Annotated in this window: 8 protein-coding genes; 3 read left to right on the top strand and 5 right to left on the bottom strand. The window is 55.9% G+C overall.

The window, feature by feature from the left end; genetic code table 11:
• Window positions 1-318: 318 nt before the first annotated feature.
• Complete coding sequence (locus tag ERD80_RS14810; RefSeq protein ID WP_136547420.1) at window positions 319-1,875, top strand: methyl-accepting chemotaxis protein; 1,557 nt, start codon at window positions 319-321, stop codon at window positions 1,873-1,875.
• Between the two features lie 99 nt (window positions 1,876-1,974).
• Here the strand turns inward: ERD80_RS14810 and ERD80_RS14805 are convergent, their stop codons facing one another.
• From ERD80_RS14805 to ERD80_RS14790, 4 genes are all read right to left on the bottom strand, one after another.
• Entirely contained in the window at window positions 1,975-3,264 is a 1,290-nt protein-coding gene (locus ERD80_RS14805) for an HAAAP family serine/threonine permease (RefSeq protein WP_136547418.1), read from the bottom strand.
• A gap of 398 nt (window positions 3,265-3,662) precedes the next feature.
• Window positions 3,663-4,658, bottom strand: a complete 996-nt coding sequence (locus ERD80_RS14800; RefSeq protein WP_058758003.1) for a glycosyltransferase family A protein — start codon at window positions 4,656-4,658, stop codon at window positions 3,663-3,665.
• Complete coding sequence (locus ERD80_RS14795; protein ID WP_136547416.1) at window positions 4,655-5,962, bottom strand: oligosaccharide flippase family protein; 1,308 nt, start codon at window positions 5,960-5,962, stop codon at window positions 4,655-4,657. The genes ERD80_RS14800 and ERD80_RS14795 overlap by 4 nt, the downstream gene beginning before the upstream one ends.
• Window positions 5,963-5,978: 16 nt before the next feature.
• Window positions 5,979-6,956 carry a glycosyltransferase family 2 protein gene (locus tag ERD80_RS14790; protein ID WP_132466357.1) on the bottom strand — a complete coding sequence of 326 codons (978 nt, stop codon included), beginning with the start codon at window positions 6,954-6,956 and terminating at the stop codon, window positions 5,979-5,981.
• A gap of 1,203 nt (window positions 6,957-8,159) precedes the next feature.
• Here ERD80_RS14790 and ERD80_RS14785 point away from each other — a divergent pair.
• Complete coding sequence (locus tag ERD80_RS14785) at window positions 8,160-10,055, top strand: flagellin (RefSeq protein ID WP_168926282.1); 1,896 nt, start codon at window positions 8,160-8,162, stop codon at window positions 10,053-10,055.
• Window positions 10,056-10,067: 12 nt separating this feature from the next.
• Here the strand turns inward: ERD80_RS14785 and ERD80_RS14780 are convergent, their stop codons facing one another.
• Window positions 10,068-10,982 (bottom strand): LysR family transcriptional regulator, encoded by a 915-nt coding sequence (locus ERD80_RS14780; RefSeq protein ID WP_136547413.1) that lies wholly within the window; start codon window positions 10,980-10,982, stop codon window positions 10,068-10,070.
• Between the two features lie 104 nt (window positions 10,983-11,086).
• On the opposite strand from ERD80_RS14780, the gene ERD80_RS14775 reads away from it, so the two are divergent.
• Window positions 11,087-11,830 (top strand): aldehyde dehydrogenase family protein (locus ERD80_RS14775; RefSeq protein ID WP_136547411.1); only part of this gene is annotated, 744 nt, incomplete at its 3' end.

The following is an 11,830-nucleotide window of genomic DNA, read 5'->3' as shown; positions in this document are numbered from 1 at the left end:
TAATGCAGATATCGCATCCGCCTCTGCGCGTTTTTGTCGGGTGCGCAATTTTGCGCACCGGCACAGGCCGTGACGCCAGCTAATTACGACCAGTGATTAATCAACCTTAAGCCCTCTTAACCGTTTTGTGACAAATCCCTAAAAAATTAAAGTTAAAACATTAGCAACCGATAACTTTAGCGCCTGCGCTGGTGGCGCCAGACCCGTCTCGTCGCAATGGCAAAAAATCTTTCCTTTACACATCATCGACATATTGCAGACCCATCGTCTGCGTTTCCATTTTAATACAACAGCATTCTGGCATTGCGGGGAGATCCAATGTTGAGCTTAAAGAATATGAAGGTCGGCGTCCGTCTGGGCATCGCCTTTGGCTTAGTGGTGGCACTACTGGTGGTGATTGGTATCACCTCAATCATGAAGATCAACAACATTAAGAGCGGCATTACTTCGATTGTGGAAGATCGCTATGTAAAAGTGCGGCTCGGCTTTGACGTGCGCGATGGCGTCAACGATCAGATCAAATACCTGCGCGGCATCGTCATCGATACCACCCGACCGCAGTTCAACGTGCAGCGCTTTCAGCAGCTGGCAGACGCCACCGCCCGTACCAACGCGGCGATGAAGAAGATCGAAGCGATTCAGATTACCGCCGTGGGCAAGAAGAAAATTGCCAGCCTGCTGGCTGCCAGTCAGCAGTTTGAACAGCAGAAAAATGAGGTGCTGGATCTGGTGCGGGCCGGTAAAGCCGATGACGCCAGCTACTACGTACTGAAAAAAATTACCGCCGTGCAGAATGCCTACCTCGACCTGGCGGTGGCATTTGCTGATTCCCAGTCCTCGCAGCTCCAGCAGGAAGGCGCCGGCATTATCGACGATGGCACCACGGCGATTGAAGTCACGCTGGTGTTCTCCGCGCTCGCCATTCTCGCTGCCGTGGTGATGGGCTGGCTGCTGACCCGTTCGATTGTGCATCCGCTGAATGAAGCGGTGACCATCGCCAGCAAAGTGGCTGCCGGCGATCTCAGCTCGCGCATTGAAATACGCAGCAAAGATGAAACGGGCGCGCTGATGCAGGCTCTGCAGGCGATGAACGATAACCTGCTGACCATTGTTTCCGATGTACGCGCCGGATCCGACACCATCGCCGTGGCGTCCAGCCAGATCTCCAGCGGCAACATCGATCTCTCTTCGCGCACTGAACAGCAGGCCAGCTCGCTGGAAGAGACGGCGTCTGCGATGGAGCAGATGACCGCTACCGTGAAGCACAACGCCGACAATGCGCGCGAAGCCAACTCGCTGGTGGCGAAAACTTCCGGCGTCGCCAAAGAAGGCGGTGAAGTGATGGAGCAGGTGATTGTGAAGATGGAGGCGATTGCCCTCTCCTCGAAGAAGATTGTCGATATCATCAGCGTGATCGACTCTATCGCCTTCCAGACCAATATCCTGTCGCTCAACGCGGCGGTCGAAGCGGCGCGCGCTGGTGAACAGGGTCGCGGATTTGCCGTCGTCGCCACCGAAGTGCGTAACCTGGCGCAGCGCTCTGCCTCCGCGGCGAAAGAGATCAAAGTGCTGATTGAAGACTCGGTGGCGAAGGTGGATGAAGGCAGCCGTCTGGTGACGCACGCCGGTTCAACCATTGGTGAAGTGGTCAACAGCGTAAGCAGCGTGGCGGAGATCATGAGCGAAATCACCATCGCCAGCAGCGAACAGAGCAGCGGCATCAGTGAAATCAATCAGGCCATTACGCAGATGGAAGCGGTGACGCAGCAGAACGCCGCGCTGGTGCAGGAAGCGTCCGCTGCGTCTCAGGCGCTGCAGGAGCAGGCCGATCGTCTGGCGCAGTCGATGAGCGTGTTTAAAACCGCTGCGGTTTAAAACAGACAGCCCCGTTCTGCATGCGTCAGACGGGGCCGTTCAGTGTCGCTGGCATTGTTATGGCGGTGCGCATCGGGTCCGGCGCACCGCGCCCTGCTGTTAATTCATCAGCGAATAAGCGATGGAAGAAATCGCCAGAATCCCCACCAGCACCACAAACAGGTTGCTGATTTTACCGCTGTACTGGCGCATCGCCGGGACTTTATGAATAGCGTACATCGGCATCAGGAACAGAATCATCGCAATCACCGGCCCGCCCAGCGTCTCAATCATGCCGAGAATGCTTGGGTTCAGAGTGGCAACCAGCCAGGTAGTCAGCAGCATAAACAGCGTGGTCAGGCGATTCATTTTCTGCGGCGTGATGGTTTTGCCGCGGCTGCGCAGCGACTTCGCTACCATGCCGTTAAAGCCTTCACGCGCGCCCAGATAGTGGCCGAGGAACGATTTAGTGATCGCCACGATGGCGACAATCGGCCCCATCCAGGCAATCATCGGCACGTTAAAGTGGTTCGCCAGATAGGAGAGAATGGTGATGTTCTGCGCCTTTGCTGCCTGTAAATCGGCGGGCGACAGGCTCAGCACGCAGCTGAACACAAAGAACATTACGGTCACTACCATCATCAGATGGGCGCTGGCGAGAATGCGTGAACACTTCTTCTCCGCGCCGGCACCGTACTCGGCGCGTTTCGCCACGGCAAAAGACGAGATAATCGGCGAATGGTTAAAGGAGAACACCATCACCGGAATCGCCAGCCACAGCGTCATCCAGATACTGCTGTCGCTGCCGCTTTGCGCAAACGATAAGGTCTCCAGCGCCGCGCCGTGCCAGTGCGGCACAAGATACGCAGCCAGCAACATCAGCACTGCCACAAACGGAAACACCAGCACGCTCATCGCTTTGACAATCATCTGCTCGCCGAAGCGCACCACCGTCATCATGCCAGCGATCAAAATCAGCGACAGCAGCGCACGCGGCGGCGATACCAGCCCGAGCTGGTGCACAATAAAGCTGTCCACGGTATTGGTGATCGCTACGCTGTACATCAGCAGGATCGGGTAGATGGCAAAGAAGTAGAGCAGCGTGATGATCTTACCGGCGCCGACACCGAAATGCTCTTCCACTACGTCCGTGATATCCGCACCGGTATTTTTGCCGGAGAGCACAAAGCGCGTCAGCGCACGGTGCGCAAAGAAGGTCATCGGGAAGGCGAGAATCGCCATGATGAGTAATGGAATCAGCCCGCCCGCGCCGGCGTTAATCGGCAGAAACAGCACCCCTGCGCCAATCGCGGTGCCGTACAGGCCCAGCATCCACACCGTATCACTCTTGCGCCAGCCGGTAGCTGCCGCCTCCACCGTACCAAGGGTACCGGTTTGTGAGTTATCCATCTGTCTCTCCAAAATTGTCTCAAATGCAGCCGGAACGACGGCTAAAAATTCGCGGCGGCCTGCAGCGTGCGGTCGCTTCACAAAACGCGCCTATGCTACCCGTTTTTGCCCGGCGTGGATTGCCGCAACGCAAGACATGCATCACAAAGGCGGTAAAAATGCGCGAGATGGCGATAAAAGCAACAATAACGCACAAAACACGCACGCAATCGATTGCCTGGGCGCTATTTGACCTGAGAAGCGTCAGGAGTGCAAGACACAGAGCGAAGTGGACGTGAGCGGGAGAATGAAGTGCGGGGATGTTGCCAGCAGCAGAGCGCTGAGGAGGAAACTCCCCCGGCAGCTAGCCTCGGGCAACGCAGCACGTCGCCAGAGGATAACGCCGGGAGAATTGAAAATCAGAACGCCCGCATTCTGTAGAGGGCATAAAGGAAATAGTACGCTGTGATAGTATTCAAATTCATAATCATGTACTTCAGTTTTTCATTTTTATTCAGCAGCGTAAAAATACCTTTAGAATATTTTCCGCGCTTGATTTGATTAATTTCCTGCGCAATATCAGCAGGTGAAAACGAGGCGTGATACATAGCGGTGACAATCTGCATATCCAGTGCCAGCACGCGTTTCGAGATTGCTTTTAAAAAATGGTCGAGATTACCCGACGCGTACTTTTCCACAATCGAATCGTACAAATCGGTGAGCGACTGTTTACGCACTTTCAGTTCGCTGTACTGCACTTTACGTTTCGACAGCGATCCCGCCACATCCTCATAGTGATAAGCCGCGCCTGGGGTAATGAGAAAATTACTGACGCAGCTGAAAAACTTCAGGTTAAACAGCAGGTCCTCACTCATCGAGACGCCTTCCATGAAGCGCAGATGAAGATCGTCAATAATCTGGCGGCGATAACATTTATTATGCAGATAGCCAATGTTGTCGCTCATCTCCAGCTCGCCCAGCACGTAAGGAATATCCTGCTGGCTGAAGAATCCCGCCTGCGAGACTTTGCCGATACGGTTGTCGTTGAGATTGCCGACCATTAAGTCCACCGCTTCGGCCGGCCAGGCATTGAGATTGAGTTTGAAACTCATCAGAAAGTTATCGTCAACCCAGTCATCCGCATCGAGAAACAGGACATATTCCCCGCTGGCCTGCTGCAGCCCGCTATTACGAGCCGCACTGACGCCTGCGTTAATTTGATTAAGCACCGTAACCTGCGGATAGTGAGCAAATTCCTGCAAAATTCTGGCACTGTTATCGCGACTGCCATCGTTGACAACAATTATTTCATAGCTACTGAAGGTTTGATTTAATACGCTTTGCAGCGTACGCCGGATAGTGTTTTGCGCGTTATAGACGGGAATGATAATACTAAATAGCGTTTTTTCATTCATGATAAACTCTCTTTACTGTCTGAGGTTTTGATAGTGCTAAAGAGCTGCCATAGTTTCCTGGGGTTGAAAAAGATCAGATGAATACGCATGACCGGCTGTGCCGGGAAAAAGTAATTCAGCAGGGAGAACGATAAAAACTCGGTTAATACCACGCTCATGGCGGCACCGGTTAAGCCGAAATGCGGCACCAGCAGCAGCGACGACAGCAGGCAAATCACTAATACCGCGAAGGTTTTCTTCACCAGATAGCGATAGCCGTTATATTTAATGATGAAGCGATCCATGACGCTGCTCAGCACCGCGCACATCGCACCGAGGCTGAGTAATAACGTCGGCGCGACCGCATCAAGATATTGCTCACCGTAGAAGTCACGAATAAACCAGCCCGACAGCAGCCAGATCGCCACAATTACCGCAGCGGAAACGCCAATTACCAGCAGATGCAGTTTCTGCGCTTTGACGATCGCCTGCTGGTCATTACGCTCAGCAAAAAACGCCGGATAAAACGACGCCAGCAGCGCACTGGGTAAAAATACCCAGGCGGTCGACAACGTCAGCGCCACGGAAAAAATGCCCGCCTCTTTCACGCCGAGAAAATAAGAGACGCTGATTTGATTCACGCGGGTATACAGCGCAACGGCAATCGCAGAGAAGATCAGCGACATGCCGGACACCAGCATGTAACGCGAATACTTTTTCACGTGGCGCAGCGCCGGAAGCGGTGCACGCCGCTCATACAGCAGAAACAGCGTTAACTTGATGGTGAAAGGAATAAAGGTGGCGAGCACAATCGGGATCGCCAGCCAGGCCGGTTCGAGCTGGTAATAGGAGATCAGAAAGCGCACCGTCAGGCTGATCGTCAGGCCAATGACGTTGGCAATTACATTGAGACGCGCGTTGAGCCTCGCTTCGTTGTAAATATTGACCAGGTCAATGGATGAGAACAGGCAGGCAATGGCTGCCGCGCAGATAAAGACCAGCGCGTCGGCGCTCCACTCCTCTTCCATAATCGCCATGCCGACAATCGACAGCACGCAATACAGCACCAGCACCAGCAGGAAGGTCGCCATCATCAGGCGCAGGCCGGAGTGATGATTCTGCGCGATGCGTTTCAGCAAAATCACATCGCTGCCCATCAGTGCGATGGTCTGAATAAACTGAAATACCAGCATGGCGATGGAGATAATGCCAAAGGTGGTGGGCCCGACGTATTTCGCCACGTAGGAGGTGACAAAGATCAGGCCGAATACCGCAATCAGCTTTTCGGCAATCATCCACATGGAGTTTTTTAATTTGTCTTTCACAACGCCTCCGGTGCGATTATTTCTCTGCCAGCCGGCGCAGCCGTGAAACCAGGCGCGGGCTAATGAAAAACAGCGCAAAGTACAGGCTCCACGGATTAAGTAGCGGTCCGGCGGTGCACCAGCTGCGGAAACTGCGGCGATAGAGCGTGATGTATTCATCAATGAAGGCGCGGCTCAGGCTGTCGCTGTGCAGCCCTTTGTGGATGTAAGACGCCGTGACTTTTAAATAGAGGTGGTAATAGCATCGATAATGCTGGCTCGATAAAAACGCCTTCATGCCGCTGAACGAGCGGGCAAAAGAGAAATGTTTTTCCCGCAGCGCCGAACGCGTGGCGGAGTGCGTGGATTTGACGTAGTGATAAACCACCCGCTGCGTCATCACTACCTGGCGATCCTGCTGCAGATGCAGGTAGTTCATGACAAACAGCAGGTCTTCGAAATTGGCGATCTCTTCGTTGAACCGCAGCCGGTGCTGACGAATGACATCGCCGCGAAACACCTTGTCGCAGATACCGTGGCGCGGATGGTAATAGAGCAGATCGTTAATCGCCGCCGACACCGACAGCGTGTGCGCCTGTTCACGGTTGGCGGGAAAATCCAGCGGGGCACCGTCCGGGTTGAAGTGTTGTGACTCACCCACCACCATCGCCGTTTCATCACTCATCAGCCGCACATACGTAGAGAAGGCCTGGGGCGGCAGGAAGTCATCGGCGTCTAAAAAACACAGCAGCCGGCCGCGCGAGGCGCGAATGCCCCGGTTGCGCGCCGCCGAGACGCCCGCGTTGGCCTGGCTGATAAGGTGGAACTGCGGATAACCGGCGTAGCGCTGCAGGATCGCCAGCGAGTCATCGCTGGAGCCGTCATTAATAAAAATGGCCTCAAAGCGAACCTCATCCTGCTGCAGCAGGCTGTCGATGCATCTTTCCAGATAAGCTGCGGCGTTATACACCGGCACAATGACGCTAATCAGCACGTCGTTAACGGGAGTTTGCATATGACCTCAAAACATAATTTATTGGGGGTTGAACCCGCCGTGACAAAATAAAAATCGATACTGAACCGTTAATGCTTAACGTTTAACGGCCCATGCTTTCATCCGGCTTAACATTAATACGCCGCTGTTTTCAGAGTTTCCTCAGCAAAATATGACCGCCGGAACACGTCTATTTTTTGCTGGAACCAGATAAGAATTTCGCTATATATTCAGGTCAGGTTTATCTGGCGATTTAAAGGGTAAAAACCGCAGGCTACCGCCCCTGGCTTACAGCGACCAGCGTGCCGAAATTCTCTTTGGTGCATTTTCAGGCGTAAAGAAGGGGCGCTGCACTCCGCAGAGTTCAGTGATTTATCAGCCAGTTAGCCCCAACGCTTCCTGCACAGCAACGTATTTATTGCATTGCTGCCGGGTAAAACATTTATCAGATAGAGGCTTATTCGTTATCCTGATCGGCGCTACCTCTCCAGCTATTTTTTGCCGCATCAGGAGAACGGGAACTGCCGACCGCGGTTGAAAAGGTGCATCTTTCGACGGGCCTTCGCAACGAGCGTTACGACATTAACGATATTTGCTGTATGCCCTGCACTTTTATTACGCCGCGATGTGTGTTGCGCGGCGCGAGGTGCAAGTGGCGTTAATTCAGTCCGGCTATCGCAGCCGGACTGCAAATGGCACAAGGCCAAAAATTGCGATCTGATTCAAAACTTTTACCGCATTCTTACCAGGCGCAGTTATAAGGTCAATGCCTTCCAGACCAAAACGGAATTTACTCACTCGCCCCGCCGCCTTATTTCGCGCTGACTGATTAGCATGGATAAAGCGCAACCGCGGCGATTGATAAGGGCGGCGCGCGCTGCTGACCAGGAATAAGAGCAGGGAAACCGGCGGATAAGTCCAGTAGCATCCTAAGCGGTTGTTATCGCAATGGGTTACGCCCTCGCCGTCCCGCTTAAGCAGTAATAATCTTTATTCATTCTGTTGACCTGCTATTTTTAGTAGTCGTCAAGCCCTGCCTCTATAAATTAGCGCCGTGCAGAAAAATACAGATCCTTACCGCATCACAAACTCAACTTAGCGCGATTTCATGCTGCTTATTTTAACAATCAGCGCTTCGCTGACGTGACTTAGGCCAAATATTTTTTTAAAGAAAGCCGGTAAATGCCGATAACGCTATCAGTGTATTTATCAGTGAGCCCGGAAATGATCAGCCTGCAAACCAATCTCTCTGCCCTCAACGCCAGCAAGCAATCTGCCAGAAGTGGCGCGGCGCTGGGCGATGCGATCCGCCATTTATCGTCGGGTATGCGCATCACCAGCGCGCGTGACGATGCGGCAGGTCAGGCGATTGGTAACCGTTTTAGCAGCCAGCAGAACGGCCTGGCGGTGGCGCAGCGTAATACCGGTGACGGCCTGTCACTGGTCGAAACCGCGGAAAGCGCGCTGGATGAGATCAATAACCGCCTGCAGCGGATTCGCCAGCTGGCGGTTCAGGGATTAAACAGCACCAATTCGCAGAGCGACTCAGACGCCATTCAGGCGGAGATTAACCTCAATCTGAAAGAGATTGACCGGCTCAACACCACCAGCAGCTTTAACGGCATCAGGCTGCTGGATGGCAGCGCCGGTAAGCTGGGATTCCAGGTTGGCGCTAATGACAACGAGAAAATCAGTCTCGACCTGTCGGCACCCGGCTTCAGCGTGGAGGCACTGGGACTTAAGGATTTGGTGATCAGCGGCATCAGCGGCAAAGTGACCAATGTCACCACCCTCACCGGCCTCGCCACCAATATGGCGTTCAGCAACCCGGCGATCACCGTGAACTATCTGCCCGCCAGCGGCTCACCGCAGCTGGTGCGCAGCAGTGGTGATAACCGCCAGTACGTGCAGAGCAGCGACGCCGACGGCAAGCCGGTCTATTATCTGGCCGCCGTCAGTGCGCGCTGGGACACCGCCACGGCTGCCGGTAACGTCTCGATTAGCCGCAGCAATCCGGCGCCGCTGTACAGCAACGTCAGCAGCATTGCGTCGCGCACCATCCCGGCGGTTAATTTTCAGGACAGCAGCGGCAGCGCGCTGAGCACCACGCCCGCAGCCACGTTAACGCAGGATAATGGCCAGTATTATATTGAGCAGAACAACAGCTGGTATCCGGCCACGCTCAGCTTTGGCAGCAGCGGCGCGGTAACGGCACGCATGACCGGCGGTGCCGCCAAAACCGACAGTGATTTCGCGACCCTGCCGACCACGGTGACCGACACGCCGGCGATCGACACCAGCACCGCCAGCCTTAGCTTCAGCGATGCCAGCGGCAACGCGGTGAGCAATGGCCGTCTGCTGCGCAGCGGCGGGCAGTATGTAATGGAAGTGGATAACGGCGGCGGCAACTACCAGTATTACAACGCCGCCGTCAGCGCGACCTCGGATGGCACCAGTAACGCCCTGAGCATCGTCGCGACCAGCGCCAGCAGCATTAACAGCTTCAGTGCGGTAAACAGCGTGACCGGTACCTCCTACATCACGCTCGATCCGGCCAATGTGGATGTGCGCTATACCGATGTCGACGGCAACAGCAGTAATGATGTGCTGAAACTCGACGCCGAAGGCAATTACTACATGGATGTGCCGAACGGCAATCTGGATAAAACCGCCACTTTCGTCCGCAGTGACAGCAGCGGCAACCTGATGCTGAAAACCCTGCAGGGCGTGGGTGACGTGCAGATTTACTTCCAGGCGGCTTTGTCGTCAGTTACCGATGCCTCTACCAACTTTACGACGCTGCGCGTGGCCGAGACCGGTTCAGAGATCCGCCTGAAACATCCGGACGATCCGCTCGCCACGCTGGATCGCGCTATCGGGCAAATCGACAGTCAGCGCACCCGTCTGGGCGCCGTTGCTAACCGGCTGCTCTCGGCGCAAACGCTGCAGGGTAACGCGACCGCTGCCATTGCGGCATCGCGCTCCCGTATTGAGGATGCGGATTACGCTACGGAAGTCTCCAGCCTGTCGCGCCAGCAAATTCTGCAGCAGGCCAGCAGCGCCCTGCTGGCGCAGGCTAATCAGCTGCCGCAGCAGGTGCTGAAGTTACTGAACGCCTGATAAAAGGTGTCATCAGGCTTCAGGTGAGGCAGAAGCATCACGCTGCTCACGCACAAATTCGCTGAGCGCCCGCAGCGCCGGCGGCACCAGCCGGTGTCCCGGATAGTAGAGGCACAGCGCACCGAGAGGCACCTGCCAGCCGGGCAGCAGGTGCACCAGTCGGCCCGCCTGCACATCCGCCGCGACCTGCTGTTCCGTCATGCAGGCAATGCCCAGACCCGCCAGCGCCGCCTGGTGGATGGCGCTCATGTCGCTGGCCGCCATACGCGGCTCGCCCTGCAGCCGATAACGCTGCTGCTGCTGGCTCAGCTCCCAGCGGTAAACGCTGCCGTCCGCCATGCGCATACACAGGGTTTGATGCTGCCCGAGCGCCTCTGGCGTCTGCGGTGTGCCCGCGTGTGCGAGGTAGGCTGGCGCGGCCACCACAATCATGCGCATTTCCGGCGTCAGCCTGACGGCAATCATATCGCCCGGCACGTCCTCTGCCAGCCGAATGCCTGCATCGAAGCCGTCGGCCACGATATCCACCCGCTCTTTCTGGCTGTAAATATCGACGCGAATGCGCGGATAGCGCTGCAGGAACGGCAGCAATATCGATGCGTACCACAGCGCGCTGCTCTCCGGCGGCACGTTGAGACGCAGCATGCCGGCCGGATCGCCCGGATCGCTGCCGGCTTCCTCAGCCGCGCTGCGGATCATCGCCAGCGCTGGCACAATTTTCTCGCTGAAACGCCGTCCGGCATCGGTCAGCGCGACGCTGCGCGTGGTGCGGTTGAAGAGCCGCACGCCCAGCCGTTTCTCCAGCGCGGCAACCGCATTGGTCACCGCCGAAGGCGACATCTCCAGCTCGCTGGCCGCCGCTTTAAAGGTGCCGCGCCGCGCGACCGCCAGCACAATTTCCAGTTCAGTCAGACCTGTCCGGTTCATCTATTATTCCGTTTCGCGCAATACCCTTTGCAGGCGGAGGCGGATTATCGCCGCCGGTGGTGCGTGCTACTTTGCCGCCACGCAACATGCAAAGGAGCATAGCCATGCACATGATTGAACACATCTATATCAACGGCCAGTTTGTCACTCCTGACGGCGATGAATGGCTGGATATTATCAAACCTGCCGATGGCAGCGTAATCGGTAAAGCGCGTCTGGCCAATGCGCAGGATGCTGAACGCGCAATTGCGGCAGCCGCGGCGGCGTTTCCCGCCCTGGCCGCGACCACGGTGGCGCAGCGCATCACCCTGCTGGAACAGATGTACCATGCAGTTAACCGTGCCGAAAGCGAGCTGCGCGCGGCGATCCTTGAGGAGTACGGCGCGCCCACCGCACGCTCCGAGTGGATGAGCCGCTATCCGGCTGACGTGATTCTGCAGGTCATTGAAGAGCTGAAACGCTATCCGTTTGTACAACAGGCAGGCCGCGCGCAGGTGCAGATGCTGCCGCTCGGCGTTGCCGGCCTGATCACACCATGGAACAGCAACGCCGGCTTTATCTGCCACAAACTGGCGACCGCGATTGCCGCAGGCTGTACCGCCGTGATCAAACCCAGCGAGTTCAGCCTGTTGCAGACCCAGGTGATCACCAGGGCGCTACACACCGCCGGTTTGCCTGCGGGGGTGTTTAATATCGTCACCGGACGCGGTGCCAGCGTTGGTGAAGCCCTGAGCCGCAGTCCGCAGGTGGCGAAAATCTCCTTTACCGGCTCGACCGCCACCGGCAAAGCGATTTTGCGCAGCGCCGCCGACACCTTTAAACGCGTCACGCTGGAGTTGGGCGGTAAA

The sequence above is a fragment of the Pantoea sp. R102 genome (genome assembly GCF_004916815.1).
GTDB lineage: Bacteria > Pseudomonadota > Gammaproteobacteria > Enterobacterales > Enterobacteriaceae > Pantoea > Pantoea dispersa.
Note: the sequence above shows the minus strand (reverse complement) of the source record. Positions and strands in the feature narration are given on the sequence as shown.

Coding starts and splice junctions, on each gene's coding strand:
- ERD80_RS14810 (WP_136547420.1), top strand. CDS start 319: ATGTTGAGCTTAAAGAATATGAAGGTCGGCGTCCGTCTGGGCATCGCC.
- ERD80_RS14805 (WP_136547418.1), bottom strand. CDS start 3,264: ATGGATAACTCACAAACCGGTACCCTTGGTACGGTGGAGGCGGCAGCT.
- ERD80_RS14800 (WP_058758003.1), bottom strand. CDS start 4,658: ATGAATGAAAAAACGCTATTTAGTATTATCATTCCCGTCTATAACGCG.
- ERD80_RS14790 (WP_132466357.1), bottom strand. CDS start 6,956: ATGCAAACTCCCGTTAACGACGTGCTGATTAGCGTCATTGTGCCGGTG.
- ERD80_RS14785 (WP_168926282.1), top strand. CDS start 8,160: ATGATCAGCCTGCAAACCAATCTCTCTGCCCTCAACGCCAGCAAGCAA.
- ERD80_RS14780 (WP_136547413.1), bottom strand. CDS start 10,982: ATGAACCGGACAGGTCTGACTGAACTGGAAATTGTGCTGGCGGTCGCG.